The organism is Streptosporangium sp. NPDC002544, from assembly GCF_040295965.1.
GTDB lineage: Bacteria > Actinomycetota > Actinomycetes > Streptosporangiales > Streptosporangiaceae > Streptosporangium.
The window spans coordinates 1-26082 of the sequence record NZ_JBEOWJ010000041.1 but is presented as its reverse complement, the minus strand read 5'-3'; the positions used below and the strand labels follow the sequence as shown (position 1 = coordinate 26082).

Below are 26082 nucleotides of genomic sequence, written 5' to 3'. Positions count from 1 at the left end.
CGAACAGTTCCTTGAGTGGGTGTTTGATCCCGTGAGTTCTGTCTGATTGTGGTTTCAGGTGTCTCTCCAGGTTGGGGGGATTCGCGGGTGAGGCGGCGGGTCATGTTGTCGATCATGGCGGTGTGAATCATGGCTTCGGAGCGGGCGGGCAGGGCTTCGTAGTCGCGGGCCAGGCGGCGGTGGAACATCAGCCGGCCCAGCGTGCGCTCGATGACCCAGCGTCGAGGCAGAACGGTGAATCCCCTGGTGGCGGAGTCGCGGCGAACGACTTCGACGTCGATGCCCAGCGCGGCGCCACCTTCGATGACCGTGGTGCGGTAGGCGCTGTCGGCCCAGGTCTTGGTGATGGTCGGGTGATCGGCGGCGACCTGGGCCGGCAGGGGCAGGCCGGCGGCCCCGTCGGAGACACTGGCAGCGGTGACCATGACCGCCAGTAGCAGGCCGAGGGTGTCGGTGACGATGCTGCGCTTGCGACCGGTGATCTTCTTACCCGCGTCGTAGCCCTGGCCGGCGGCGGGCACGTTGGCCGAGGTCTTGACGCTTTGGGCGTCGATGACGCAGGCCGTCGGTTCGGGATCACGGCCTTCGGCGGCGCGTACCAATCGGCGCAGCAGGCCGCCGAGCTGGGTGAAGACGCCGTCGTTCTGCCAGTGGGCGAAGTAGCCGTAGACGCTCCGCCAGGGCGGATACTCGTGCGGCAGATAACGCCAGGGGATGCCGGTGCGGTCGACGTAGACGATGGCGTTCATGATGGCGCGCAGGTCATGCTCGCAGGGGCGCCCGATGTCCAGGCCTCTGCCGCGGCGGTCGGCGCGCCAGGCGCTCAGCACGGGTTCGATGAGCTTCCAGCGGGCGTCGGACAGGTCGCTGGGGTACGGTCGCCGCTCGGCCATGCCTCCGGCGTACCGCGCGGCACATCGGCCGCCCAGGCCTCGATGGGTATCCCTCACCGGCGGGTAAGGACAGGGCGCCAGGTCTTGGGATGAGACAGGATTTTCCTGGACGGGACCGGCGGCCTGTTCCTCGAAGGCCGCCGTTTCGGAATCCATTGAAAGAGTACAAGTCGGGCGCGCAGGCTACCGAATGGATCAGGCGATTCCCTATCTCCTGGGATCAAACACCCACTTAGCGGCCTGGCCGAGGTTCGCTTCGGTACGGCCGTGCCCGATAGGGGCGCCGGGATCAGCGGCGCACTTCGCCGCGCCCGCTTGGCGCCGTAACCCGAGAAAGCAGTGGCCGCGCGGGCTCGGGGCCACATACGTTCGCCTCCATGGTTGACACAGCTTTCGGGCATCCGCGCCTCGCCGCCATCTACGACCCACTCGATCCGGACCGCAGCGATCTCGACGCGTATCTCGCGATGGCGGAGGAGTTCGGCGCGCGGTCCGTGCTGGACATCGGGTGCGGTACGGGCGTGTTCGCGCTGCTGCTCGCCGAGCGCGGGATCACGGTCACCGGGATCGATCCCGCGCGGGCGTCCGTCGACGTCGCGCGTGGCAAGCCGGGCGCGGAGCGGGTGCGCTGGCTCGACGGCGACGCGGGGGACCTGCCGCCCATGCAGATCGACCTGGTGACGATGACCGGGAACGTCGCCCAGGCGATCGCCGATCCGCAGGCATGGCGCACGACGCTGCGCGGCGCGTACGAGGCGCTGCGGCCCGGCGGGCGGCTTGTCTTCGAGACGCGCGATCCGGCGCAGCGCGTGTGGGAGGAGTGGGCGGAGTGGACGCGCGAGACCACGTACCGCATGACGGATATCCCGGGCGTCGGCCACGTCGAGACCTGGGCCGAGCTGACGGACGTGAGCCTGCCGCTGGTGAGCTTCCGGGGTACGCACGTGTTCGCTGCGGACGGGGACGTACTGACCTCGGAATCGACACTTCGCTTCCGCGAACGTACGGAGATCGAGCGGGACTTGCACGAGCACGGCTTCGTCGTCGAGGACGTACGCGACGCACCCGACCGGCCGGGCAGGGAGTTCGTGTTCGTGGCGCGGCGCGGTACCGCGGAGCCCGTCCCTCCCGGAATGCCCTAGGGAGCGTGCGCACCACACAGCGCCGAGCAGATGATGCTTGACGGCACGAGCGTGAGCGCGAACCTTCCTACTTATCGTGCTGTCGGCGCACCATCTCGGTGATCCAGATGGGCGCGAACGGAGACGTGCAGCCCGGGGAAGTCGGGTAGTCCTTGAGCACCTCCAGGCGCTCACCAATGTCGATTGCACGGGCGCGGTGCTCGTCGTGCTCGATCCCGATCTGAGCCAGGCAGTGGTTCATCGCCCACTGCAGGCGATCCGGGGCGTCTTTCATCTCCGCCTTGATGACGTCGAGCAGTCCTGCGAGGTCGAGGCCCTCGGGCTTCTTCGTCACGCGTTCGGTGGTCAGCGCCCAGCCGGCACTCGCGACCGCTGGATCCGGATCGGCGGACCAGGCCAGGCGCAGCTCTTCGGAGTGCGGGTTCTTCTTCACCACGTAGTTCACGAGCCAGTCGTGCACCTTGGGTGTGCGCGCCTCGCGCAACATGACATCCAACTTGTCACGCTCGAACGCCTTCGGGCGGCAGATCAGGATCGCCAGCAGTCTCGCCGCGGTGTCATCCGTCTCCCAGAGCCGGCACGCGAGTTCCTGCTGCGTCTTCAGCCGCTTCGCGAGCGCGCGCAGCTTGCCGAGGTTCACACCGTGATCGTCACCGTGTTTCTCGTTCACCTCGCGCGTCTTCGGGTCCTCGAGCTCGGCCAGCTCGGCCATCACCTCGGCCACCATCGTCTCGGTCAGCGTCGTCTCGGCCACCTCAGCCTCCTGTCCGTCATGTGCGAGATTCAGCCTACGGCGGAAGTCGGCCTCCTGTCGTACACGCCGGTTCGACGGAGCCACCGACACGAAATTCCGCGTCTTCACAAATTTGCAGCAGTTCTCGGCACTGACCCTCGCCTTCGCTGTGAGCAGCCATCCAACTCCTAGCTAACCCGGTACATCAAGCCCGCCAACGCGATCTTGGAATATCTGGCGATCTTCCATAACCGGCGGGCCGTTCTCGTGATCGCCAGAGCGTCTTAAGTGTTCTTGGCGTCCGTCGGAATGGGCATGTTCTGCATGCGGACGTACTCCAACAGATCACCTTCGTCGATGACCTCCTCAGCGGGCGGGGTGGTGATGACGAGATGGCATCCCCAGTCGGTGTAGCGCGTGTCGCTCCGCTTGACCAGCGGCTCTTTCCCCCCTCCCGCGGTGTCGGTGGTGACCAGGCGCTTGGGCAGACCGTCACGGCCGGTCCAGAGTTGCCAGGAGACCTTCCCCTTGCTCTTCTTGCCGATGGGCTTCCCCGAGGTCCAAGCGATGGGGGCGCTCTTGGAAATCCTGCGCAGTTCTTGGTAGCTCACGGTGCCTCGGTAGAGGAAACCGCCGGAGACGGCCTTGCTCGCTGAGCGCTTCAGTACGGCCTTCATCATGGACAGGTCGTACATGTCGATCGGCTGCAGGCTGGCGTCCCGGGCCATGTCCCGGTTCATGCGTCCCCTGTGCTCGTTCGGGAACCGGACCCACTTCTTGCCATCCGGAACGGGCCCGGGGTACCGGGTGGCGTCGTCGTACACGTTTTTACCGACGCGGATCACCCGGTAGGGGTCCGATTTCTTGGACGGGAGCCCCTTGCCTTTCGGCCGGGAGAGATCCCACCAGGTGAAATCCGCAGCCACCGGACCTGACGGGGCCAACTGGAGATGACCGCTGATCCGGATCCCACTCCCGGAGACCGTCGACTTCTTGCCGTAGAAGAAGCGGTTGGTCTCGGAAATCCGAACGCCATGCTCATTCCGGAACTGCTGCTTGAGTGTGCGCGCCGGATCGGGAGCATCTGCCTGCGCGGCGGCGGGACTCATGGCAGCCGACACGGACGCGATCAGTACGGCGACTGCTAGGGCAACCCATCGTCTCATGGGGCATTTGTCCTTATTTTTGAGTTTTTGAGGCATTCAACGGAAAAGTGAAGCTCAGCTGAGATGGTAACGGGCGCATTCCATCGGGGACCTTGCCTGCTTCGGCGTTCGGCCTTGTGCTTTCCCGCGTGGCGGGCGGCAACGCCGAGCACACGTGCGATGAAGCGGGAGCGATGCCTGAAACCCTGGCACTACGCTCGATCTTCCTAACGGAAGTGCTGACACCGCCCCTGGACAGGGATGGACACTCACAGAAAACGATCAAGGGCCTGTGAGCAGGTCTTGGGGATGCCGGTGGACACCGACGGACGATCTCGAACTGGCTACGGAACAGAAGGTGAGGGCTGTGCGGGCCTGGCCCTTCGTTCTGCTATCTCCGACTACGGTTGCTGCCTGCCCGAGTCTCGCGGCAGCCCCAATGGGCCAGGCGCCGCCCGACCCGCCGGATGGCAAGCCCGAGAATGGCCGCGATCACGATCGCACCGGACATGAGAGGCACCCAGTCGCCCAACCGGACGTAGAGCGTTTCTTCGCTGGAGAGCGGTACGTCGACGATGAAGGTGCCGCGATACTCGGGCGGGACCCATATCAACGGCCTGCCTCGCGCGTCGAATGCCGCCGAGGTCCCGTCGAGCTCCACCAGCACCGCTGGGCGGCCGGACTCCACCGCTCGTACGGCCTCGAAGCCGGCCTGCTGTGAATGTGCCCAGCTGCCGTGGAATGTGGTGAGCGAGCCTTGCACGATGGTGACATCGGCGCCCATGCGCGCGAGGTCGCGCCGCATGTCGGGGAAGGTCGACTCGTAGGAGATCAGTGGGCCGACCTTCAGACCGGAGACGTTCAGCGTCGTCAGCTTGTCGCCGGGGGATCGGTCCTGTTTGGGGGCCCCGGTGTAATCGGCTATCCAGCCGAGCAGCGGTCGCAGCGGTATGTACTCGCCGAAGGGCGCCAGCCGCTGCTTGGCGTACGTGGCCACGAGCCCTTTGCCGGTGTACTGGTAGGTCGATTTGGTGATCTGCCCGGACGGGCCGCGAGCGTCCACGTTGACCAGCAGGTCGCTGCCTGTCGCGGCAGCGGCCTCACGCAACTGGCGATCAACGTCGGGCCGCTGCTTGGGGTCGAGTCCGACGCTGCTCTGGCCCCACACGATGACGTCGTGGTCGAGTCCCGCGAGTTCGTGGGTGAGCCGCAGATGGACGGCGAGGCGCTTCTGCGGGCCGTAGACGATACCGGGCTGCACACCCGCCACGCGCATGCTGCCGGTCACCACCGGCTCCGGCCGTAATATCCCGTAGCCGACCGCGGCCGCGGCCAGAACGACGGCGACTCCCCCGCCGACCAGTCGGGTACGGAGCATGGCGCCGGGGATCAGCAGGGCGGTGATTCCGATGTTGACCGCGACCAGCAGGAAGCTCAGCAGCCACACCCCGCCGAGGGCGGCGACGGCGAGTACCGGCCCTGCCGTCCACTGGCTGAGGCCGAGGAGCCCCCACGTCCCGCCCAGGTGCTTCCAGGAGCGCAGCGCTTCGACGGTCAGCCACACCGAGGGCAGTACGAGCATCGCCACCAGCACTCTGGCGAGCGAGGGCCGCCGCAGTAGCCCGTAGGCGGCAAGCCCGAAGGGCACCCAGACCAGGCCGACTATTCCAGCCGCCACCACCGAGAAGACTCCCAGGTAGGGGAGCACCCAGTGGTGCAGCGTCACAAAGAAGCCGCCCGCCGCCAACCAACTGCGCCATGCCGCCTCCCGAAAAGATCCTGCGCGGGCCAGGAGCAGCAGGAGAGGAACGAGCCCCACCCACGCCCACCACCACGCGCTGACGGCCGGAAACGCCAGAGCCAGGCAGGCGCCGATCAGGAGGGCGAGGAGACGGAGCCCCCAGCGGACCAGCACGGCGAGCATGCCATCGAGCTACCCACGCGGATACCGGCGAACCCATCGGCGACCCCGGTAAGGCGAACGGCCCCTGTGGGTCGGCCGATCGCGTCATACCGGCCGGTCAAGCACCCACCATCCGACGGTCTGCCGATCGTTGCCAACGGCACCGCAGACAACCAGCTCGGCAAGATTCAGTAGACGGGGTTGGCCGCGGCCGTTGACGCCTGCGCGCCCTCAGGAATCGAAGGCATCCGCAAACCCGACACCGGCCTGTTCGAGATCGCTGCCCGATGTTCTGGACGCGCCGCGCAAGCAGCGCCACACTGCCAAGCGGATCTTCTTACGGCGACTCCGCAGCTGCCAGAGAGCGCCGACGTCGCTCCACGAGGAGGAAACGGACGACGATGAAGCCGATACTCGCGGCAGCCGCCACCCACACGACCGTCTTCCCTATGGTCGCGATCACCTCATTTCTGCCCGGTGGGAGCAGGATCATCTGTACGGCAGCGCCGGCCGGCACGGTCAATCTCGCGAGGAGACCGATCACTCCCGGACGCTTGACGAACGCACCTACGGCACCCAGGGGCGCCCCGAAGAGGACGCTGGTGACCCACCACACAAGCGGCTCGGTCTCGTACCAGGAGGACAAGGGTTCGCCGTTGCGCATGGTTTCCATGACGCTGTAGGCGGCCGTGGCCGCGAGCAGGGCCAGTGCACCCGCGGCAGCGCCTCGGGCCAGTGCCGCAGGACGGATCTCTCTTGCGCGGGTTACCAGCCCCCCCATGGCGACCGCCAACCCCGCCCAAGCCCAGCCGGAGTCGAGCAGCACGCTCATGATCTCCGCGATTGACCACCCGCTGGTGGTGTAGGCACGGCTTTCAAGGTCGGCGTAGCCGTGGGAGAGGGCGTTCACGAGGGAGGTCGCCGCGCCGAATCCCGCTCCGACCGCCAGGGCGCTCACCAGGATCTCTACGGGACGGGTCGCACGCGAGCGGTCCTGCCAGCGACTGCCATGCCGCTGATCGTTGGTCACGACGTCTTTCTATCGTAAAGATCATGATTTGTGCGGCGGATGTTCCATGCGATCCAGGGATCAGCCGCGTTTGGCGATTGGTGACATGTCCGTTGACGGCACCCCAACACCGTCTGAGGGGCCACGGCGATTCCAGCAGCGCAGGCGGGGTCGGCATGAGCCAGTCGACGACTGTGTCCGCAACGGCCCGATCCCGGAATTCTGTTCTCATTGGTCGACGTAATCGAAGTAGACGCTGTCCGTCTCCGGATCGAGGTAGAACGCTCCGGAGTCTCCTTCGCTCGTCACCTCAAGGTCGAAGGATCCGCTCCGGACCCACCGGGCGCCCGCGGGCATGAACTCGGCGAGCGGCTCCGGAGGCGAACTCGGCGTCTCGGGCTCGAAATCCCACTGTGGCGTTCCCACGACGGCGGCGACGGCGCCTGCTCTCAACTGGGCGATTCCCACCAGTCGAACGTCGCTGGGGCCCGGAACGGACAACCTGGAATCGCCGCCCAAGACGATGCCGAGCCAGTGCGCGCCAGACAACCGGCCGAGCGCGGCGAACCGGCGTTCCAGCGGCTCCAGGTCCGTGCGGACCCGCTCGTCATCCGCGCCTTGCGCAGTCGATGCACACGCCGCGAGCACCGCCACCGCACCGAGCAGGAGCACCCCCCGGCGTCCGAGATCCACCAGGCCGCCCATGACGCCGCGCTCCTCGGGATTTCCGCGCCCAAGGCGTGATCGCATCGGCCGGCTCATGGCCACCCCCTGTAAATGATCATCTAGTCGGCTCCACGCATGTTCTTCCTGGAGAGGAACAGCAGGATCGTCGCGGCGACGTAGAGGAGCCAGACCATGACCGCCAGCCAGGCGGCCAGGTGCGAGTACCGGTCCAGGACTTCATCGGCCCGGAAAGCCGACGTCGACCACAAGAAGAAACAGAGCAGCGTGTACGGTACGAGGCCCACCGCCATGGCGGCCTGCGTGCCCGGCGTCCCGCCTCGTCGCCGTACCAGAGCCGCCAGCGCCAGCGTGATCGCCCCCACTATGGCGTAGGAGTACAGCAGCGTCTGGGCCTTGTCCAGCGCGAACTCGGCGTAGAAGCTCACCCCGTCACCGCCCTTCTCCTGTCTCCCCAGCTCCGCCGCAAGGCCGGGCAGAAGAACGAGACTGACTCCCACGGCCACCAGCTCGCACAGGAAAGCCGCCAGCAGGCACCCGGAAGCACGTCCCGGAACCTTCAACCCCGCCCTCCCCCATCGCCGTCTTCTCTTGGGACCATGGCGGAACCTGCTTGCGAGGCGCTTGTGGATCACAAGGAAACCCCGCCGAACCTTGATCGCGAACACGTCTCGCAACCAGGGCTTCGGCGTAGTAAGGAGCTTGATCGGGGTTACCGCTCACGTTCGGAGAGTGGGTGTGAGCCGTACGAGCGCGATCCAGAGGATTACTCCTCTGTGGGAACCGGACCCCCCTGACAGGCGGCCCACTCGGACGGGTCACCCAGCTTGACATCTGTCCATGTACGCCGTCCGGCCACTTATTGAACCTTCTGGTTCAGTGAGCTACAGTAAACCATATGGTTCAGCAAGAGGTCCTTGACCGTACGTTCGCAGCCCTCGCAGATGCGACGCGACGACAGATCCTCATCCGGCTCGGCCAGGGCCCCGCCTCGATCGGCGAGTTGGCCGAACCGTTCGGCATGTCGCTCACCGGTATGAAGAAGCATGTGCACGTCCTGGAGAACGCCGGGCTGGTCACCACGGAGAAGATCGGGCGATCACGGCAGTGTCGTCTGGGCACCGAACGGCTGGAGGACGCCATGTCCTGGATCAGGTTCTACCAACGGCTCTGGGAACGTCGGCTCGACGGCCTCGACGCCTACTTCACCCTCAAGAAGGAAAACGACCAATGACCCAGAACATCGAGACCACTCGGCTGCGCACAAGCCGTTTCCTGCCCGCGAGTCCGGAAGAGGTCTTCGACGCCTACACCGACGCCGAGAAGCAGAAAATCTGGTTCAGCATCCTCAACGAGAAGCCCGGCATCGTGGAGATCGACGTAGACCTGCGCGTCGGAGGCCGGCAGACCGCGGTGTGGGGACCGGACTCCGGCACTCTGTTCCGCGAGACACAGACCTTCCTGGTCATCGACCGTCCGCATCGCCTGGTCACCGAATCCACCGGCATCAGCCCGGACGGCATGACCATGACGACCACGATCGAGATCACGTTTGAAGAGCACGACGACGGAACGCTCCTCACGGTGGTGCAGACCGGATTCCCGACGCCTGAGATGCGTGACTTCTTCGTGCGGGAGGTCTGGGCCGGAGCGCTCGATCGGATCGAAGCGTACCTGCGCAGCGGGGAGCGGCGGCCTTGACGGAAAGCGCGGAGAGCCAGATGAACACGTCGAAGAACGCATCCGATCGGGCACCGGACGGCTCGAACGGATACGGTCACGGCAGCCCCATCATCACCGTCGTCGCAACTGCGGCAGCCGCGCTGTTCCTCAATCTCGTCATCTACGGGCTTGGGCGTGCCGCCGGCGGCGACTTCCGGTTCACCGCCTCGGGTCAGCCCGCTGAGGTCGACGCGCTCACCGTCGCCGGCTTCACCGTCCTGCCGTTGCTTGTGGGGATGACCGCAGTGGCGGTACTCACCCGAATCCGGCCATGGGTGGTGCCCGCGGCGCTGGTCGTCGCCCCGGCGATCGCGCTCGGGACCATCCTTGTCATGACGATTCCCGCTGATTTCGACGACACCAGCAAGATCACGTTGGCGTTGTGCCATGTCATGCTCGTGCCCGTGACCGTCGCCGGACTACTGAGACTGCGCGGGCAGCGCCATGGACAGGCCGCCGCGGACCCGGATATCGCCGAGACGACTCCACCCCGGCCCGGCGGGCAACCATAGGGACGGCGACCGCGGAAAGATTCACGACGGTGGACGAGTACATCGCCGCCCGGCAACGAGGCACAGGTCAGAGATCAAGCTCGGGGCGATCGAGATCGAAGGTCACCTCGGCCGACCGCACCGTGCGGACGCGGGGTCCTCGACGATCTCTCTGAGCTTTTGACCGTGGCGAGCTGATCGACGTAGTCGTAGGCCAGGCCCTCGCCATAAACCACCTTTTCCGGGCACGCGTTGTACTTGTGGCCGTCGGCTACCTTGAAGGGCCCAAAAGGGAATACCGCAAGTGCTACTCCTGGCTGGTTCGCTTCCGGGTGACAGCCTCGTGCACGCCGCCGAGAAAGCGCTCGACGGTCGCCTGGTCCGCGGCGTCGAACCGGCTCATGACGGCGACTACCTCGTGGATGAGCGGGCCGAAGAAGCTCCAGCCGAGCGCGACCGCGCTCTCATCCACTTTCAACAGCACACGCCGACGGTCTCGGGTGTCGCGCTCCCGGCGCACATGACCGAGTCTTTCCAGACGGTCGATCACCGCCGTGGTACCCGCGGAGTTGAGGCCAAGTCGCGCCCCCAGCACTCCCGGGGTGGCGGGCGCGCCCGTACGGGCGGCATCCAGGAGGCAGATGAGCGCACGCACATCGGTCGGGTGGAGGGCGTGTCGGGTGGCGAATCTCTCCCCGACCCGGTCGAGCTCCATGGTGATGGCGCGCAGCAGGTGCACCACTCGCATCCCGGCGTCCTGCTCGTTCACGTCGTCTGCCGCCTTTCTCCGTCGTCGCCGCTGCCATATTATGGCAATATCTCGCTCAGCGAGATTCTTGCTTGGCGAGCTACCTGTTGAGGTGGGGCATGTCCGATGATGGCCACGGCACGAACGCGGCCTTCCTCGCCGCCTATGACGCGGTCCTGGAGCGTTGGCCGGTCCGGGTCGAGCCGATCGACCTACCGTCGACATACGGAACGACGCGGGTGAACGCGTGCGGGCCCGCGGACGGCCCGCCACTGATCCTGTTACACGGCGGTGGCACCACTGCGGCGATGTGGTTCGCCAACGTCGCCGAGTTCGCACGCCGACATCGGGTGTACGCCGTGGACCGCATCGGCGAGCCGGGACGGAGCGTCCGGGGCGAACGGCCTCCTCGCGACATCCCCGGCCTGCTCGGCTGGCTGGACGGGGTGCTCGACGGGCTCGGGGTCGGAAACGTCGCCGTGTGCGGGCACTCCTACGGCGGGTGGGTCGCCCTGACATACGGCCTCCACGCACCTCAGCGGGTCCGGCGGCTCGTTCTCCTCGATCCGACGCAGTGTTTCGGAGGATTCCGGGTGGGATATCTGGCACGCGCGCTGCCGTCCCTCATCCGGCCGACGGCCTCACGCGCACGAGCTTTCCTGGCGTGGGAGACCGGCGGCGTGGAAACCGACCCCGCCTGGCTGCGGCTGTACGGCCTGGCCGCGGAGTTCCCGGACGCGAAAATCGTGACCGGGAAGCAGCCCGAGCCCGGACTACTGCGCACACTTACGACGCCGACTCTTGTGCTCCTCGCCGGGCGTGGCAGGGCCCATCCCCCTCACCGCGTCGCGTCCGCCGTCACCCGCCTCCTGCCGCACGCGGAGACCGTGGTGCTGCCGGGCCTCTCCCACCACGCGATGCCATGGCACGAGGCCTCCGACCTCAACACCCGCGTCGTCGGTTTTCTCGACAGGACGGCGACTTGAGAGACGAAGGAGACCCCGAACTCCCATCGGGTGCCCAGAAACCGAAGAACGATCCGCTCGCGTCGAAGACCGGGGTCCGTTCGGTCTCGTCGAACAGGACGTAGTCCCAGACGACCGGTTCGGCGCCGCTCAGAGCTGCGGGACGTACCCAGGCGGCGTCCTGCCGGAACCCGGTCTCGTTCAGCAGATTGCCGTCGACACAGGCGGCGTAGACTGCGTCGGGGTCGTACTCTCGCAGGGGGCGGCCGAGCAGGACGGCGAAGGCGTCGGCGAGCCGCCGGTCCCAGTCGCCGTCCGGAGACGTCCGGGACACCGAAGGTGCCCGGGAGTCCACGGATGTGGAGGGTTCACGTGTCATGGCGGCACCGTAGTGCCGCATCAGGCCACGTTCGCTCTGTTGCCTATCTCGCCAGGCGGGTGGTGGACGGAATCCTTTCCTGGACCTGATCGACGCCGTCCTCGACCGCCGCCGACGCGTTCGGTGAGCGCCACCCCGGCGCGCGACGTGCGCCGGCGGGGGTCGTTGGCCTCACGGTGCCGGGTCCGACAGCAGGACGGGGGAGACCTTCCCCGGCTGCAGAGGGAAGAACGTGTGGTCGCAGGCGATGCCGTCACCCTCCTCGGCGAGGATTACGGCCACGCGCTCGGCGAGCTCAAGGAGGCCGGGAGAAAGCTCTATGCCCTGGTCGCTCACGGAGTAGTCCGTGTAGTTCGGCCAGCGGATAACACTGATCTCAAGCGGGCCCGTGGGTGAGGTGAACTCTCCGCAGGGATCGTCAGGATCCGGAGGAGCCTCCAGCCCGGGAAGCACCTCGGCCAGCAGGTCGATCACGCGCTGGTCGGGGATGGGCACGCAGCGGTAGGCATACGCCGCGGAACCGCTTGGATGGGGCATGCCGGGATGCGCGTACCCGTGCAGGCGCCGGGCCAGGCCCTCGACCACGTGCCTCGGTTCGTATTCCTGCCCGCCCCTCGTGGCCGAGGAGGAGGCCACGTAGGCGATCCGCCAGGGCCGCGGCAGCCCCACCCGGGCTTCGAGGTCCGGCGTGGCCTCGATCGGCCCCTTCAGGGACACACTCTCTCCCGCTAAAATGCTCGCCTTGCCCCAGGCAAAGGCCCGGGGGTTGAGGAGTCGCACGGTCTCCAGAACCACCTCCGGATCGGGCACGTACGGCAGGAACAGCGTCGGCCCTCTGCGTAACCGCCTGGCCAGGAAAAAGTCGCGAATCCCCACGCAAAGCCTCCTGCGATCTCAGTGCCGGAAGCTCAGAGTCACAGAACGCCCTGGCATCTCACTTGGACGCCACTGAAAGCACCCGGCGGCAAGGCAAACGCTGCCTGATGCGGCACTAGGTCGAACGCGGCGAACAGGCCGGGGCTGTGGCCAGGCGCATAGGGCCGACCCCCATCAACCATTCGATGGATTCCGGAAGCGTCGCCCACCGGCGACTCTCGAAACATGACAGTCATCGAGATCGACGGCTTGAGTAAGAGCTACCGGACCGGCAAGGCGGTGGACAGCGTCTCCCTGCAGGTGAGGCGAGGCGAGATCTTCGGAATCGTCGGCGCCAACGGAGCGGGGAAGACCACGGTCGTGGAATGCATGTCGGGGTTGCGGCGGCGAGACGGCGGCACCCTGCGGGTGCTGGGTCTGGACCCGCAGAACGACCGGCGCAAGCTGATGCAGCGCATCGGTGTCCAGCTGCAGGAGGCAGCCCTGCCCGACGCGATCAAAGTCAGTGAGGCGTTACGGATGTATGCCTCCTTCTACGACAAGCCCGCCGACTGGCGGGAGATCATGGACGAGTGGGGGCTGACAGACAAGAAGCGCGCCGGCTTCGCGAGCCTGTCCGGCGGCTGGAAGCAGCGACTGTTCATCGCGCTGGCCCTGGTCGGCAACCCGGAAGTCGTCTTCCTCGACGAGCTCACCACGGGCCTGGACCCCTCCGCCCGCCGTAACACCTGGGGTCTGATCCGCGACATGCGCGAGCGCGGGGTCACCGTCGTACTGGTCACCCATTTCATGGACGAGGCCGAGGCGCTGTGCGACCGCATCGCGATCATCGACCAGGGCCTGGTCGTCGCCGAGGGCAGCCCGCGCGAGCTGATCACAAAGGGGCGATCCGATTCGCTGGAGGGCGCGTACTTCGCGCTGACCGGAAGGGAAGTGGAATGAAAGGCATCACGCAAGTCATCGCGGTCGAGCTCAAGCTGATCATGCGTGATCCGATGTCGGCGTTCTTCGCCTTGGCCTTCCCGGCGATCATGCTGTGGGTCAAGTTGCGCAGCGGCAAACCCCTGCCAGGCGGGCTGCCGGCCATCGACGCCACGGTGCCGATGCTGAGCATCTTCGTCATCGGTCTCGCCGCGCTGGTCATCCTCCCCGCCACACTCGCCGGGTACAGAGAACGCCGGGTGCTGAAGCGGCTGCGCGCCACTCCCGCCTCGCCCACCATGCTGTTCGGTGCCCAGTGGGCTGCTCACATGCTGCTGGCCGCCCTCGGGACGGCGCTGCTGACAGTCATCGGCCTGGCCGTCTACGGGCTGACGGCACCCGTAAACGCGGGGAGCGTTCTCCTGGCCTGGATACTCAGCGCGCTGAGCCTCAGCTCCATCGGCCTCCTCGTCGGCGCGCTCGTCCCCAGCGGCCGCACCGCGACGGTGATCGGGCTGAGCCTCTTCTTTCCGATGAGCTTCCTCTCCGGCGCCATCATTCCCCGCGAGACCATGTCCGGCTCGATGCGTGCCATCGGCGACCTGACCCCCATGGCCCCCGCAGTCCGGGCAATCCGCGACGGCTGGGCCGGCGATGCGACGTCCCCGATCACCCTGGGCGTCATGGTCGCGATATCCATCGTCGCCGGCGGCGTCGCCCTCAGGACGTTTCGGTGGTAGCCGCCGACGACCCCGCCGCCTCGCGCTGGGATCGCGTCTGGCCCGCCCTGCCCTACCTCTTCATCCTGCTTCCGGCGGTCTTCGCCTTACTGCGGGACTGGAGGCCGGAGGTGCCGGCCCTGGCGTTGCTCGCCGGTGCCTGGTACTGGTTCATGGTCATGTCGCATCCCGGCTGGATCGAGAGACCGGTGGTGATGATCATTTACTTCATCGTGATACTCACCGTCATCGGGGTACTGATCAGAATCGACACGCTGTTCACGGTGACGGCCCTGGTGATGTTCATCCAGTCCTTCACCCTGATCCCTGGGTGGTGGGCATACGCAGGGGTGGCTGCGACAGCCGGTGTGCTGGTCGTCGCTCGCCCTGAGCAAGGGCGGACCCCGAGCCAGATGCTCTTCTCCTTCCTCGTCGCGCTGCTGGTCGCCTCCGCGATCGGCCTGGTCAGCCAGGCCATCCGCGATCAGAACGAGAATCGCAAGGTGATGATCGCGCAGTTGCGGGAGACCGGCGCCAAGCTGGCCGCGCTCGCGGAGGAGAATGCCGACCTGCAGGCCCAGCTACTGACCCGCGCTCGTGAGGCCGGTGTGCTCGCGGAGCGGCAGCGGATGGCCAGGGAGATCCACGACACCATCGCGCAGGGTCTGACCGCCATCCTCACCCAGCTCGAAGCCGCCGACAGCGTGATCGACGACATGCCCGCCGTTCGCTCACCCCTGAACACGGTGCGTACCTTGGCCAGAGAGAGCCTGAACGAAGCCCGCCGATCGGTCCAGGCGTTGCGTCCGGCACCGCTGGACGAAGCCCAGCTCGCCACCGCCCTGCACGAAACCGCGACGAAATGGTCGCAGACCACCGGCGTACTCGCCTCTGTGTCGGTCACCGGCGACCCCCAGCCGCTGCATCTGGAGGTGGAGGTCACCCTGCTGCGGGTGGCGCAGGAGGCGCTGGCCAACGTCGGCAAGCACGCCTCGGCCACCCGGGTCGCCCTCACCCTGTCGTACATGGAGGACGTCGTGGCACTGGACGTGCGTGACGACGGGTCCGGCTTCACCCTTGAGGCGGCGGGCTCCTCGAACGCGGGCGGCTTCGGCCTCATCGCGATGCGGCAGCGCGTCACCCGGCTGGCCGGGAACTTCGAGATCGAGACGGCCCCCGGCCAGGGAACGGGGATCTCCGCCACCATTCCGGCCATCCCCGCCGACTCGGATTCGAGATCGTCCGACCACTCCAGAAACGCGTTGTGAGACATGCCGATTCGTATGATCATCGTGGATGACCATCCGGTCGTCCGCGATGGGCTGCGTGGAATCTTCGCCGACGACGATGCCTTCGAAGTCGTCGGTGAGGCGGCAGACGGGCCGGAAGCACTCGTCGTAGCCATGCGGACCAACCCCGATGTCGTGCTCATGGACCTGCGCATGCCGAAGATGAGCGGCGCGGAGGTCATCCGCCGGCTACGCGAACAGACGCCCGGCATCCGGGTACTGGTCCTGACCACCTTCGACAATGACGCCGACGTCCTGCCCGCGATCAAGCAGGGCGCCACCGGCTACCTGCTCAAGGACACTCCGCGCGCCGACCTGCGTCGCGCGGTGCGGGCGGCGGCCCGCGGTGAGACGGTGCTGTCCCCCTCCGTGGCCGACGTGCTGACGCGCAAGGTGCGCAAGCCGGAACAGCGGACGCTGAGCCGCCGGGAAATCGAGGTGCTCGGGCTCATCGCCCGCGGCGCGACCAATCGTGAGATCGCCGCGAAGCTGTTCATCACCGAGGCGACGGTGAAGACGCATCTGCTGCATATCTTCGCCAAACTCGAGGTGAACGACCGGGCGGCCGCGGTCGCGGCAGCATATGAGACCGGCCTGCTCAAGCCGGCCACCGACGTCTGACCAAGGGCGCTTCGTGGCCGAGACGGCTTGATCGGTGCGGCCGGTGCCTGTTCATATCGGTGACGAGCCTCCTCGGTCTCACCGGCCGCCCGATCGTCACGGGCGCGTGGTGGTGGGGGTCGTGCCCGGCCGAAGAGCCACGGTGGCCGCCCAACTCTTCTCAGTCGCCATCCTGTTACCCAGTCCAATCCGCTTGGCTTCGGCCACCTATCTCGATGGGTCACATAGCTTGACGTTGGCGCCGCAGTAACCGACGGAACGCTTAGCATCCCTACATGTCCCCTCGCATAGCGATCATCGTGTTGGCGGCCATGCTCGCCACTGGAGCCTCGTTGCCTCCTCGCCCCGTCCGTGGGGATGTCAACGGGGACGGCGGGGCCGACCTGGTGGTAGGTGGCGCCGGTCTGCTCACGATTCAGCCTCTGAAGGGCAGAGCGGCGGTCCTGAACCAGCACGCGACCGCGCTGTCGACGGGCGACTTCGACAAAGACGGCCTCGCAGACGTGGCGGTCGGCACCGGCGGCACGGTCACCGTCTTGTACGGCCGGCGCGCGGACGGCCATGTCGGCCGGAGCAGCCGGTTCACCCCCGGCCAGGGCGGTGTTCCCCGGCTCGGCACCGGCCACGGCTTCGGCAACGCGCTGACCACCTCTGACTTCAACCGGGACGGTTACGCCGACCTCGCCGTCGGTGCGCCGGAGACCACGCTGAACACCGCGGCAGTGCGCGGCGGCGCCGCCGTCGTCCTGTACGGCTCCCGCCGCGGTCTCACCTCATCCGGGGCACTGCGGCTCAGCGAGGACACGCCGGGAGTGGTCGGCTTCAGCCAGCACAGCCGTCTGTTCGGCGCCGGGCTGGCGGCCGGAGATGTGACCGGCGACGGCTACAGCGACCTGGTGGTCACTGCGCCGTCTGGGCGGCCGGGATACGACATCGGCGGGGCCATCCACGTGTTCAAAGGGTCCGCCAGAGGCGTGACGATCACCGGAAACACCATGGTGACCAGCGGAAATGTGGACGGCCGCGTTATGGATGTGCAGGCGTGCGCGGGGGGCTTCGAGGGTGCCGACAACAAGGCGAACATCGCCAGGTGCACGCGCGAGCCGTTCGGCTGGTCAGTCCGGGTCGGCCGCTTCCACGGCGGCAAGTACGCCGACGTGATCGCCGGGATCGGCACCGGCAGGCTTCTCGTCCTACGAGGCGGTCCCGTGGGCGTCGACAAGCGCCGGTTGAAGACAGTGGCTCTGCCCGGCATCGCCGGGACCAGCGACCCGGCCAATGACTACGCCGGCTCGCTCGCGGCCGGCGACGTCGACAAGGACGGCTACACCGACCTCGTCGCGGGGGCTCGCGGCAGGGGCGAGGTCGCCGTCCTGTACGGCTCCGCCGCCGGGCCGCGCCGGCCTGACTGGATCGGGAAAGGCGGGGCCAACGTGGCGCTGCTCGACGTGGACGGCGACACCGTCCCGGAACTCGCCACCACCGGCGGAGAGTCCACCCGGGTTTTCTGGATCAAGAACGGCCGGGTTGCCAGGACCATCGCCCTTCCCCTGCAAGGCAGGCTGATCGCACGCTGACCAGAGCCGATACCCGAACTGCTGAACAAGAAAGCTCGAAGTCACCGGCAATCATGCCTCTAATGAGGGTGAACCGAGAGTGGTCTGCTCGTGACCGTGGCTCCCGTTAGCCCCGGATTCTCCACCACCGCCGAGGCCCTGCGGCTGTGCGAGTGGCAGCGCGGCCCGGCCCACGCTCGTCATGAACCAGTTCTCTGCCGAGGACTTCAGCCTGGTTGTGGACGACCGGGCGGACGTGCACGTCAGCAGCAAGGACGGCCGTTTCTACCTCGGGTGGTTCCCGCTCGGGCGTCCCGGCCAGCAGTACCCAGATGACCAGGTGGGCGGGGTCGAGGCGGACCGCGCGTACCAGAGGAGATCAGTGAACCGGTCTGGGTAGCGCTGCGCGAGAGCCGCAGCGGTACGCACCGAGCGCAACCATGCGTACTTCTGGACGGGACGAGTGGAGAGTGAGGCCGGCTCGATCGACCACCGTCCGTCCGTACCGCCACCGGGTGCCGGTCCTGCGGTTGATACCCGGTTCCCGGCACGCGGCCGAGTTGCTCATTCCCTGTGCCATGAGCCGAAGGTATTGATCACGTTTGTCCGCGAGCGGAGCGGGTCCCCGCTTCTTACGTGTCCGACGCGCCTCGGTCATGGCAACACCCCTCAGGGTCAGGTGTTGCGACCACCTTTAGCACCCAGGCCGCCTCAAGTCGTCATAACCACCCGCGAGTGTTAATGGGGGATTCACGCCATTTTGGTCTGGGCTGGAGATGATCAACTCCTGAATACGGAGGTATGCGTGAATACGCGAAGTACGACTGGCCGTGTGGCCTTGTTTTCCCGTCATGTCCTGGTCTCCATACTGTCCATCGTGGTGGCCACCGCGATGGTGGGCGTCGCTCCCGCCACGCCGGCGCGAGCGGCCGACCAGGACTTCATCCTCACCCTCAACGCCTCGGACCTCGGCATGGATCCTGCCGACCTGCGAGACATCGTGCCGGAGATGCAGGCGGATATCAGGGAGCACGGCGGACTGGGCCCCGCGATCAAGCAGACGCTCGCGGACAACCAGGACGGCGCCATTATCGATACCTCGGAGTGGCCGAATTTCGACGGCACGGTGAACGTGACCTCCAACGGCGCCGGCCTGGTTATCACCATCCCGCGCGGGGAGGTCACCACCTCCTGGTCCTGGAAGACGATTGCCGCCGGGGTGATCGCCTGGACCACGGGGTACGGGCTCAGGACGATGTGCATCGCGGCTTTGACAGCCAGCGGGGTGGGCGCCGCGACCATTCCGCTGGTCTGCACCCCCCTCCAGGGCGCCGTTACCGGCATCATGGGGCCGCTCATGATGAACGCGTTCAACGGAACCCTGGGCACCCCTAAGGCGACCAGCGAGATCATCATCGGTGGGCTGCTCGGACTGGCCGGTGGCTTCCTGTGGGAGAAGTACCTCGCCCCGTGGGCGAAGGCCAATCTCGCCAACGCCATGAGGAGCGTCGGCACCTGGGTCAGGTCCAGGGTGCCCTGGCTCGACTCCTGGTTCGGAAGCGGGGTCTCCAACAGGGCGGATGAGCTCGGCCACCAGCTCGAGGAACTGGAGGACCTCCTCAACGAAGCGATGAGGGACTGGGGCGGGTTGCGGCCCTCGCGTCCCTCCTCGCTGCGGGTGATGCCGCTCGGAGACTCGATCACCTACGGCGTGGAGAGTTCCGATGGGAACGGCTACCGCGACGAGTTGTACACCTATCTGGAGAACAGTTGGAGCAGCGTTGACTTCGTCGGGTCGGTGAAGGGCGGCTCGATGAGTGACCCCGACAATCAGGGGCACCCGGGCAAGCGGATCGGCGAGATCGCGGCCTTCGCCTATTGCACTGTGCCGCGGTATCAGCCGAACGTGATCACCCTGCACGCCGGCACCAACGACATGAACCAGGACTACCACCTGTCGGAGGCGCCCACCCGGCTCAAGAAGCTGATCAACCAGGCACTGACGCACTCACCACGTGCCACGGTGCTGGTCGCCAAGCTCATCCCGACCGGCAAGGCCGGGCTACAGCCGCGCATCGACGCATACAACGCGGCGCTGCCCGGCATGGTGCAGGACCTGCAAAGCGAGGGCAAGCACGTACTTTTGGTGGACATGAAGCGGGTGCCGGTCAGCGACGGACTGCAGAACGACGCGCACCCGACGGACGCGGGCTACGCCAAGATGGCCGACGCCTGGTACAGCGCCGTATCGGCGGCGGACGCCAAGGGCTGGATTCAGACCCCGCTGCCCGAGAATGCAGCCAACGGCTGCAACCCGGCGGACTCTCCCGTCGACGACGGCCCGACGGGCTCTAACGTCGGGTCCGGCGACCCGGGGGGCTCTAACGTCGGGTCCAGCGAGACAGCTCTCGGCACGGGATGGCGTGCGCTGGGCGTGATCGCGCCCGGATACGGCACCAGGATAGGCCGCACGATCATCGCCGAGCTCAATGGCGACCAGCGGGCCGACTACCTTCAGGTCGCCGCAGACGGCAGCTTCCGCGCATCGGTGAACACCGTCGGCACCCCCGGGCAACCCGACTGGGTGAACGTGGGCACGTACGCTCCGGCAACGAGCGACGTGTCCAAACCGATCGATGTCAATGGGGATGAGGTGCGGTTCGCCGACCTTAATGGGGACGGACGCGACGACTACCTCCTGGTCGGTTCCGACAGCAAGGTACGGGCCTACCTCAACTTCCCAGGGCCGGACAACAAGCTTAGATTCCTCCACTGGGGGATCGCCTTCAGCGAGGAGTCGTTCAGCCGGAACAACCTCCGATTCGCGGACGTCACCGGAGACGGGCGCGACGACATCCTGCGGGTCAGCGATGCGGGCGCGGTCCACGTGTACCGGAACATGTGGGACCCCAACAGCGCGCAAGTGGGCAGCGAGCCACAGCCCCCGGACTGGCTGCTGTGGCTGAACTGGGCCGGCGGCACCCGGGGCTCGTCGCTGGAAGCCGTCCGGTTCGCCGACGGCGACGGTGACGGCCAAGCCGACTACCTGCAGGTCGGCGGAGACGGCTCGGTGCACGCCTTCCTCAACCGCGGCGGCGGGGGCAACGGTAGCTTCGAGGCCCGCTACAACTGGGCCCAGGCGTCCAACTATCCCCGCCCGTACGTCCAGTTCGCTGACATCAGCGGTGACGGCAAAGCCGACTATCTGGTCGTCTACGACGGCGGCTCAGTCCGCGCCTGGCTGAACCGCGGCGGCAACTAGAAACCGTCTACGGACCACGGCCCGGTCCAGACAGTCGCCGCAAGAGTGAGTGCGGCCTGGCAGCCTCCGGCAACTTCGTCGGCGCGCACAGCCAGGCCGCACCGCTGCCGAGTCGATCGATGCGGCCGCTGTCGACGCTGCGCAGAAGCGAAATCGCCACCTGGTACGAAAAGACTGCCGATCGACATACCCAGCTGCGGCAGTCGGCTGGGCGGGTCCGGTACCACAACCCCCGTACCGGACCCAGAGGAGGCGGCGCGGCTGGCCCGCGAGGTGCTGGACATCGCGCACGCCGACCCCACCTGGCCGGCCGCGCTGACAGCCCGGATCACCCTTGGCATGGCCATCGCCCACGAGCAATCCGACGAGGCCGCAGAGCACCTGCACCAAGCCCTGAAACTCGCCCGCGAGGACGGCCACAAACACAACGAGGCGTGGTGTCTTAACTGCCTGGGCGTCGCCCTGCGCCAGATGGGCCGCTACGAGGAAGCACTGGCCCACGAGGGGATCGCGGCCGTGCTCGACGAGACGGACCCGGCTGCCGCCGCCGAGCACCGCGCGGCGGGGCAGGCCATCCGGCAGGAGCTCAAACCAGGGGCCTGACGTGACTGGTCGCTCCCGCGGATCATGTCTGGTCTGCGTTTTTCAGGCGCCAGGCGCCGCAGTGCCTCGCCGAAAAGGGAGGCCACCGCGTCAGTCCACGGCGCCGAACGCCATCTCCCGGTCCGGCGAGGAGAACACTCGGTAGCCCCCCGAGTGGAAGACCAGCGGCTCGCCCTCCGTCCGCCGGAAGTGCTCGACCTCTCCGACGAAGATGAGGTGGTCGCCCCCGTCGTAGGTGCTCACCGTACGGCAGGCGAAGTGGGCAAGGGTTCCGGTGAGCACCGGCACCTCGCCGGGTGCCAGGTGGGTCTCCACCCCGGCGAACTTGTCCGGCAGCGGCGTGGCGAATCGCCGGGACAGGTGCTCCTGTCCGGCGGCCAGGACGTTGACCGCGAACCGCCCCGCCTCGGCGAAGGCCGGTGCGCTGGGAGCCCGCCGGGCCAGGCACCACAGGACCAGCGGCGGGTCGAGCGAGACCGAGGTGAAGGAGTTGACGGTCACGCCCAGCCGGTCACCCCGCCGGGTGACGGCGGTGACCACCGCCACCCCGGTGGCGAACTGCCCGAGGGCATCGCGCAGAGACCTCATGACCCCTTCTCACTTCCCGAACCGCGCCAGATATTCGGCCGCCCCGGCCGGATCCATGAACCAGCCCGCGTAGTCCGACGGGTCGTCGAAGCCGTTCACGAAGCGGGAGGCCACCTCGGGCAGCCGGCCCGCGGCGCCCAGAATCTCCAGCACGTGCGGCGGCGGGGGCGCGAGAAGCGCGTTCGTCCACGCGGTGACGTGCCGGGCATCCTGCCAGTAGCGCTCGAAGGCCCGCTCCATCCACGCCGCGTCGAACGGCCGCTCACCACGCTCCAGGATGTCGGACAGGTAGGAGGCCGCGCACTTGGCGGCGTTGTTGGCCCCCTGCCCGGTGATCGGGTCGTTGAGCACGACCACATCCGCCACGCCCAGGACCGGGGCGCCGGACGGCAGCGTCGCCACGGGCCTGCGCACGACGGGGGTGAAGCGTCCCGACAGGACGCCGCCCTCGTCGGTGAGCTCGACACCGTCGCAGCGATCCGCCTCCCACGGCAGGAAGGTCTCCAGGACCCATCGGCTTCTGGCCAGGTGCTCGGCGGGGGTGCGAACGTCCGCCCAGCAGTCCATCGGTCCGCCGGGGACACCCTCGAACACCATGATCTCGCAGGGGCCGGTGACGGTGAGCGCGGGAAACACGAAGTACTCGCCGACCCCGGGAATCACGTTGAAGCACACCGCGGAATGCCCCGGTCGCGGTACGAGACCGTTGACGTAGGTGAGGGCCAGGGCTCGCTGCGGGGCGCGGTACGGCGAGCGCGACGCGTCCTGCTCGAAGAGCGAGGCGATGGACCCCTTGCCCGCGGCGACCAGGACCAGGTCGTACCGGGCGGCGTAGGCCTCCAGGTCGTCCACGGTCGCGTCGTGGATGACGATCTCGCCGCCGAGCCGTTCCACCTCGGCCATCCACTCGGGCATCTTCAACCGCTGGTCGACCGAGCGGGCGGGCGTGTCGAGCCGAGCGGCCCAGTGGATGGCCGGTTCGCCGTCGGGACCGGCCACCGCGAACTGGATCCCGTCGATCGGCGGGCAGTCATCCGCCCACAGGTCCAGGCCGAGGTCACGCTCGTGGCCGAGGGCGATGCCGAACATGGCCTGGCTCGACGTGACCCGGCCGCCGCGAATGTCATCGGGGGTTCGGTTGGAGACGACGGTGACGTCGTAGCCGTTCCGCAGCAGGCCGAGGGCGAGGTGCAGGCCCGCCTGACCGGCACCGACGACCAGGATTCTGCGCATGACGATGTCTCCTTTTCAACGGAGGGGGGAACCTGATGAAAAGGTACGGCCGGGGCCGCCACTCGGGCCATCCGTTCAGCGCGGGTTCCATCCGCCTGGCGCGGAATCCTCCCCGGGCCCCGCCACACGACGGCAGGACGGCGGTGGCAGGACGGCGGTGGCAGGACGGGGACACCCGGCGCCGGTCGGTCCCGGACCGTCAGCTGCCGCGCAGCGTCCGCGACGGCGCCTGGCCGTAGCGCGCGCGGTAGAGCGCCGCGAACCTCCCCTGATGAGGAAAACCCCACCGGGCCGCCACGCCCGTCACCGTGCACCTGGCGGGATCGCCGGCCATCAGGTCGTCGTGGACCCGGCCCAGGCGCACGTCTCTGAGATAGGTCATCGGGGTCAGGCCGAGATGACGCCGGAAACCCTCCTGGAGCGAGCGGCCACTGACCGCCACGGCGCCCGCGATCTCGTCGGTGGTCAACGGCAGGTGGGCGTGGTCGTCGACGTATTCCATGGCCCGGCGCACCACCTTGGGCAGCGCGGGAGGCCGGGGCGCGTTCAGCCGTGCCAGGTAGTTGGACGGCTGCCCGGTGAGCAGGGAGGAGAGCATGGCGTTCTCCAGGTGGGCGACCGCCAGTGGCTGCGCGGCGAGCCCGTCACCGCGCTCGGCCTCGTTCACGATAAGGTCGGCCATCGCTCGCCAGGCCCGCGCCCAGCCCGTGGTCATGTCCATGCCCAGGCCGAAGACGAGCGGCCTGTCGAGCCGCTCCCCGAGCATCCGCTCCAGGGCGCCCTCGACCGCCGACCGGTCGAATTTGACGATCAGCTGGGGACAGCCCGCCGCCCAGCGCATGTCGAGGTGTTCCGACGGTGACGGCAGGGAGGCCAGGCGGGGGGTCGACACGATCTCCTGCCCGCCGCACCGGATCAGGCTGCTCCCTGCCAGCGGGATCTGCACCAGGAAGAAGGACCCCAGTTCCCCGGGCTCGATGCGGACGTCCGCCCCGTAGTCCAGGTAGTTCACTCGTACGGCGCCCAGCTGTGCCGAGTTCAGCCGCGCGGCCAGCCGCGAGAGGTCACCGGCGAGTTCCAGCCGGTGAGGACAGAACACGCCGGCCACCCGCTCGCGGGCCTCGTCGAGGTCCGCGGTGTCGAAGACCGGCCTGTTGCCGAGCGGGACGCGCCCCCGCACCTCGCCCATCGACGCTCCCGCCCTTGGGTGCCCATCGCACGCGTACGACTGATCTCGACATGATGGGTAGGACCAGTGTCTCCGACCACGTACAAATACACAGAGGCCCGTGGAATCGGTGTCCGATATCGGACAGCGGAGCCGGTCCGGACCCGCGCGCCCGCCGGTCGTTCTCGCGAACATCTTGATCATGTGGAGGCCGCGCACGGTCGCCCGCACACCCCCTTCCAAAACCGCACCAAAGGTGACACCCGGCATGAAGCGGTCTGAGTCGGGCTGGCAGGATCTGTGCCGTGAACCATCGCACGCTTGGCCGCACCGGCATCCAGGTCAGCCCGCTCTGTCTCGGCACGATGATGCTCGGGGCCTGGGGAAACACCGACTACGACGAGTGCGAGCGCATCGTCGGCACCGCGCTCGACGCGGGCATCAACTTCATAGACACCGCCGACGTGTACGCGTTCGGCGAGAGCGAGACGATCCTGGGCAGGGCCATCAAGGGCCGCAGGGACGAGATCGTGCTGGCGACGAAGTTCCACAACCAGATGGGCGACTCTCCCAACCGGCGTGGCAACTCCCGTCGCTGGATCATGCAGGCCGTCGAGGACAGCCTGCGCCGCCTGGACACCGACTGGATCGACCTCTACCAGGTGCACCGCCCCGATCCGCAGACCGACATCGACGAGACCCTCGGCGCCCTGTCCGACCTCGTGCGCCAGGGCAAGGTGCGGGCGATCGGCACCTCCTCCTTCCCCGCCGAGGAGATCGTCGAGGCCCAGTGGGTCGCCGACCACCGGCAGCGCGAGCGGTTCTCGACCGAGCAGCCCTCGTACTCGATCCTCGCCCGGCACGCCGAGGCCGCGGTCCTGCCGGTGGCCGAGCGCCACAACCTGGGAGTGATGGTCTGGAGCCCGCTGAACGGTGGCTGGCTGACCGGCAAGTACCGCCGGGACGCGCCGCTGCCCTCCGGCTCCCGGGCCTCCAGCAACGGCGACCACTTCGACTTCAAGGTCGAGGAGATCCGCGCCCGCAAGCTCGACGTCACCGAGAAGCTGGCGGTCCTGGCCGACGAGGCGGGCATCTCGATGATCCACCTGGCCCTGGGCTTCGTGCTCTCGCACCGGGCCGTCACCTCGGCGGTGATCGGCCCGCGCACGCTCGAGCAGCTCACCAGCCAGCTCGGCGCGGACGAGGTGCGGCTCTCGCCGGAGATCCTCGACGCGATCGACGAGCTGGTCCCGCCGGGGACGAACATCAGCCCCGACGACGTCGGCTACGTGCCGCCCGCCCTGACCGACCCCGCCCTCCGCCGCCGCTGACGGAACCCGTCGCCCCGGCGGGACGTCCCGGTCGTCCATGTGTCGAGGCTCGCTCCGAAGGCGATCACGCAGCCGGAGTCAGCGATCGTCTGTGTGCCGCG

The 26082-nt window shown here is 67.6% G+C and carries 26 protein-coding genes and 2 pseudogenes; 14 read left to right on the top strand and 14 right to left on the bottom strand.

Going from position 1 to position 26082, the window contains the following annotated elements; genetic code table 11:
- Positions 1-54 precede the first annotated feature (54 nt).
- A pseudogene (locus ABT061_RS41365) lies at positions 55-893 on the bottom strand (IS5 family transposase).
- 377 nt (positions 894-1270) lie between these two features.
- Between ABT061_RS41365 and ABT061_RS41360 the strand changes: the two are divergent.
- The gene (locus tag ABT061_RS41360) at positions 1271-2035 is read left to right on the top strand and encodes a class I SAM-dependent methyltransferase (protein WP_350928576.1); all 765 of its coding nucleotides are present in this window, start codon (positions 1271-1273) and stop codon (positions 2033-2035) included.
- Between the two features lie 67 nt (positions 2036-2102).
- Here the strand turns inward: ABT061_RS41360 and ABT061_RS41355 are convergent, their stop codons facing one another.
- The 6 genes from ABT061_RS41355 to ABT061_RS41330 form a co-directional block, all read right to left on the bottom strand.
- Positions 2103-2747, bottom strand: coding sequence for a DNA alkylation repair protein (locus ABT061_RS41355; RefSeq protein WP_350928672.1), 645 nt, complete (start codon positions 2745-2747; stop codon positions 2103-2105).
- Between the two features lie 305 nt (positions 2748-3052).
- A complete protein-coding gene (locus ABT061_RS41350; protein ID WP_350928574.1) occupies positions 3053-3877 on the bottom strand; it encodes a hypothetical protein in 825 nt (274 codons plus the stop codon).
- A gap of 427 nt (positions 3878-4304) precedes the next feature.
- Complete coding sequence (gene lnt / locus ABT061_RS41345) at positions 4305-5837, bottom strand: apolipoprotein N-acyltransferase (RefSeq protein WP_350928572.1); 1533 nt, start codon at positions 5835-5837, stop codon at positions 4305-4307.
- A 316-nt stretch (positions 5838-6153) separates the two neighbouring features.
- Positions 6154-6846, bottom strand: a complete 693-nt coding sequence (locus ABT061_RS41340) for a hypothetical protein (RefSeq protein ID WP_350928570.1) — start codon at positions 6844-6846, stop codon at positions 6154-6156.
- Positions 6847-7053: 207 nt separating this feature from the next.
- A complete protein-coding gene (locus ABT061_RS41335; protein WP_350928568.1) occupies positions 7054-7530 on the bottom strand; it encodes a hypothetical protein in 477 nt (158 codons plus the stop codon).
- A gap of 80 nt (positions 7531-7610) precedes the next feature.
- Positions 7611-8072 (bottom strand): hypothetical protein, encoded by a 462-nt coding sequence (locus tag ABT061_RS41330; protein WP_350928566.1) that lies wholly within the window; start codon positions 8070-8072, stop codon positions 7611-7613.
- A 335-nt stretch (positions 8073-8407) separates the two neighbouring features.
- Between ABT061_RS41330 and ABT061_RS41325 the strand changes: the two genes are divergently transcribed.
- The 3 genes from ABT061_RS41325 to ABT061_RS41315 are packed head-to-tail and all read left to right on the top strand — an operon-like array spanning position 8408 to position 9743.
- Positions 8408-8743, top strand: a complete 336-nt coding sequence (locus tag ABT061_RS41325; protein WP_350928564.1) for an ArsR/SmtB family transcription factor — start codon at positions 8408-8410, stop codon at positions 8741-8743.
- Positions 8740-9210: an SRPBCC family protein gene (locus ABT061_RS41320; protein WP_350928562.1), complete on the top strand. Its 471-nt coding sequence runs from the start codon at positions 8740-8742 to the stop codon at positions 9208-9210. The genes ABT061_RS41325 and ABT061_RS41320 overlap by 4 nt, the downstream gene beginning before the upstream one ends.
- Before the next feature lie 20 nt (positions 9211-9230).
- Positions 9231-9743: a DUF6069 family protein gene (locus ABT061_RS41315; RefSeq protein ID WP_350928560.1), complete on the top strand. Its 513-nt coding sequence runs from the start codon at positions 9231-9233 to the stop codon at positions 9741-9743.
- 286 nt (positions 9744-10029) lie between these two features.
- On the opposite strand, the gene ABT061_RS41310 is transcribed toward ABT061_RS41315, so the two are convergent.
- Positions 10030-10491, bottom strand: coding sequence for a MarR family winged helix-turn-helix transcriptional regulator (locus ABT061_RS41310; protein ID WP_350928558.1), 462 nt, complete (start codon positions 10489-10491; stop codon positions 10030-10032).
- 98 nt (positions 10492-10589) lie between these two features.
- Here ABT061_RS41310 and ABT061_RS41305 point away from each other — a divergent pair, with 98 nt between their 5' ends.
- Entirely contained in the window at positions 10590-11456 is an 867-nt protein-coding gene (locus tag ABT061_RS41305; protein ID WP_350928556.1) for an alpha/beta fold hydrolase, read from the top strand.
- On the opposite strand, the gene ABT061_RS41300 is transcribed toward ABT061_RS41305, so the two are convergent.
- Together ABT061_RS41300 and ABT061_RS41295 are read right to left on the bottom strand one after the other, a co-directional pair.
- On the bottom strand, positions 11413-11814 hold the full coding sequence (locus tag ABT061_RS41300) for a hypothetical protein (protein WP_350928554.1): 402 nt from the start codon (positions 11812-11814) through the stop codon (positions 11413-11415). The genes ABT061_RS41305 and ABT061_RS41300 overlap by 44 nt on opposite strands.
- A 171-nt stretch (positions 11815-11985) precedes the next feature.
- A complete protein-coding gene (locus ABT061_RS41295; RefSeq protein WP_350928552.1) occupies positions 11986-12690 on the bottom strand; it encodes a hypothetical protein in 705 nt (234 codons plus the stop codon).
- 225 nt (positions 12691-12915) lie between these two features.
- On the opposite strand from ABT061_RS41295, the gene ABT061_RS41290 reads away from it, so the two are divergent.
- The 6 genes from ABT061_RS41290 (at position 12916) to ABT061_RS41265 (ending at position 18196) form a co-directional block, all read left to right on the top strand.
- Positions 12916-13632, top strand: coding sequence for an ABC transporter ATP-binding protein (locus ABT061_RS41290; RefSeq protein WP_350928550.1), 717 nt, complete (start codon positions 12916-12918; stop codon positions 13630-13632).
- On the top strand, positions 13629-14351 hold the full coding sequence (locus tag ABT061_RS41285; protein ID WP_350928548.1) for an ABC transporter permease: 723 nt from the start codon (positions 13629-13631) through the stop codon (positions 14349-14351). Before ABT061_RS41290 ends, ABT061_RS41285 begins: the two co-directional genes overlap by 4 nt.
- Entirely contained in the window at positions 14345-15598 is a 1254-nt protein-coding gene (locus ABT061_RS41280) for a histidine kinase (RefSeq protein ID WP_350928546.1), read from the top strand. The genes ABT061_RS41285 and ABT061_RS41280 overlap by 7 nt, the downstream gene beginning before the upstream one ends.
- Positions 15599-15613: 15 nt before the next feature.
- Positions 15614-16240 (top strand): response regulator, encoded by a 627-nt coding sequence (locus ABT061_RS41275; protein ID WP_350928544.1) that lies wholly within the window; start codon positions 15614-15616, stop codon positions 16238-16240.
- A 275-nt stretch (positions 16241-16515) separates the two neighbouring features.
- Complete coding sequence (locus tag ABT061_RS41270) at positions 16516-17817, top strand: FG-GAP-like repeat-containing protein (RefSeq protein ID WP_350928542.1); 1302 nt, start codon at positions 16516-16518, stop codon at positions 17815-17817.
- A 181-nt stretch (positions 17818-17998) separates the two neighbouring features.
- Positions 17999-18196, top strand: a complete 198-nt coding sequence (locus ABT061_RS41265; RefSeq protein WP_350928540.1) for a hypothetical protein — start codon at positions 17999-18001, stop codon at positions 18194-18196.
- 75 nt (positions 18197-18271) lie between these two features.
- Here ABT061_RS41265 and ABT061_RS48485 read toward each other — a convergent pair.
- Positions 18272-18454: pseudogene (locus ABT061_RS48485) on the bottom strand (IS30 family transposase); the annotation flags it as partial.
- A 174-nt stretch (positions 18455-18628) separates the two neighbouring features.
- Here ABT061_RS48485 and ABT061_RS41260 point away from each other — a divergent pair.
- Together ABT061_RS41260 and ABT061_RS41255 are read left to right on the top strand one after the other, a co-directional pair.
- The gene (locus ABT061_RS41260) at positions 18629-21058 is read left to right on the top strand and encodes a GDSL-type esterase/lipase family protein (RefSeq protein ID WP_350928538.1); all 2430 of its coding nucleotides are present in this window, start codon (positions 18629-18631) and stop codon (positions 21056-21058) included.
- Between the two features lie 273 nt (positions 21059-21331).
- A complete protein-coding gene (locus ABT061_RS41255; protein WP_350928536.1) occupies positions 21332-21661 on the top strand; it encodes a tetratricopeptide repeat protein in 330 nt (109 codons plus the stop codon).
- Positions 21662-21751: 90 nt separating this feature from the next.
- On the opposite strand, the gene ABT061_RS41250 is transcribed toward ABT061_RS41255, so the two are convergent.
- The 3 genes from ABT061_RS41250 to ABT061_RS41240 form a co-directional block, all read right to left on the bottom strand.
- Positions 21752-22249, bottom strand: a complete 498-nt coding sequence (locus ABT061_RS41250) for a flavin reductase family protein (protein ID WP_350928534.1) — start codon at positions 22247-22249, stop codon at positions 21752-21754.
- A 9-nt stretch (positions 22250-22258) separates the two neighbouring features.
- Positions 22259-23482, bottom strand: a complete 1224-nt coding sequence (locus ABT061_RS41245; RefSeq protein WP_350928532.1) for a styrene monooxygenase/indole monooxygenase family protein — start codon at positions 23480-23482, stop codon at positions 22259-22261.
- A gap of 199 nt (positions 23483-23681) precedes the next feature.
- On the bottom strand, positions 23682-24671 hold the full coding sequence (locus tag ABT061_RS41240) for an AraC family transcriptional regulator (protein WP_350928530.1): 990 nt from the start codon (positions 24669-24671) through the stop codon (positions 23682-23684).
- A gap of 284 nt (positions 24672-24955) precedes the next feature.
- On the opposite strand from ABT061_RS41240, the gene ABT061_RS41235 reads away from it, so the two are divergent.
- Positions 24956-25981: an aldo/keto reductase gene (locus ABT061_RS41235; RefSeq protein WP_350928528.1), complete on the top strand. Its 1026-nt coding sequence runs from the start codon at positions 24956-24958 to the stop codon at positions 25979-25981.
- Positions 25982-26082: the final 101 nt, after the last annotated feature.

Excerpts from the sequence above, each read along its gene's own strand:
- ABT061_RS41275 (WP_350928544.1), top strand. The coding sequence starts at position 15,614 with ATGATCATCGTGGATGACCATCCGGTCGTCCGCGATGGGCTGCGTGGA.
- ABT061_RS41240 (WP_350928530.1), bottom strand. The coding sequence starts at position 24,671 with ATGGGCGAGGTGCGGGGGCGCGTCCCGCTCGGCAACAGGCCGGTCTTC.
- ABT061_RS41350 (WP_350928574.1), bottom strand. The coding sequence starts at position 3,877 with ATGAGTCCCGCCGCCGCGCAGGCAGATGCTCCCGATCCGGCGCGCACA.
- ABT061_RS41360 (WP_350928576.1), top strand. The coding sequence starts at position 1,271 with ATGGTTGACACAGCTTTCGGGCATCCGCGCCTCGCCGCCATCTACGAC.
- ABT061_RS41315 (WP_350928560.1), top strand. The coding sequence starts at position 9,231 with ATGAACACGTCGAAGAACGCATCCGATCGGGCACCGGACGGCTCGAAC.
- ABT061_RS41305 (WP_350928556.1), top strand. The coding sequence starts at position 10,590 with ATGTCCGATGATGGCCACGGCACGAACGCGGCCTTCCTCGCCGCCTAT.
- ABT061_RS41335 (WP_350928568.1), bottom strand. The coding sequence starts at position 7,530 with ATGGGCGGCCTGGTGGATCTCGGACGCCGGGGGGTGCTCCTGCTCGGT.
- ABT061_RS41250 (WP_350928534.1), bottom strand. The coding sequence starts at position 22,249 with ATGAGGTCTCTGCGCGATGCCCTCGGGCAGTTCGCCACCGGGGTGGCG.
- ABT061_RS41320 (WP_350928562.1), top strand. The coding sequence starts at position 8,740 with ATGACCCAGAACATCGAGACCACTCGGCTGCGCACAAGCCGTTTCCTG.
- ABT061_RS41270 (WP_350928542.1), top strand. The coding sequence starts at position 16,516 with ATGTCCCCTCGCATAGCGATCATCGTGTTGGCGGCCATGCTCGCCACT.
- ABT061_RS41265 (WP_350928540.1), top strand. The coding sequence starts at position 17,999 with ATGAACCAGTTCTCTGCCGAGGACTTCAGCCTGGTTGTGGACGACCGG.
- ABT061_RS41355 (WP_350928672.1), bottom strand. The coding sequence starts at position 2,747 with ATGGCCGAGCTGGCCGAGCTCGAGGACCCGAAGACGCGCGAGGTGAAC.
- ABT061_RS41325 (WP_350928564.1), top strand. The coding sequence starts at position 8,408 with ATGGTTCAGCAAGAGGTCCTTGACCGTACGTTCGCAGCCCTCGCAGAT.
- ABT061_RS41290 (WP_350928550.1), top strand. The coding sequence starts at position 12,916 with ATGACAGTCATCGAGATCGACGGCTTGAGTAAGAGCTACCGGACCGGC.
- ABT061_RS41300 (WP_350928554.1), bottom strand. The coding sequence starts at position 11,814 with ATGACACGTGAACCCTCCACATCCGTGGACTCCCGGGCACCTTCGGTG.
- ABT061_RS41245 (WP_350928532.1), bottom strand. The coding sequence starts at position 23,482 with ATGCGCAGAATCCTGGTCGTCGGTGCCGGTCAGGCGGGCCTGCACCTC.
- ABT061_RS41285 (WP_350928548.1), top strand. The coding sequence starts at position 13,629 with ATGAAAGGCATCACGCAAGTCATCGCGGTCGAGCTCAAGCTGATCATG.
- lnt (WP_350928572.1), bottom strand. The coding sequence starts at position 5,837 with ATGCTCGCCGTGCTGGTCCGCTGGGGGCTCCGTCTCCTCGCCCTCCTG.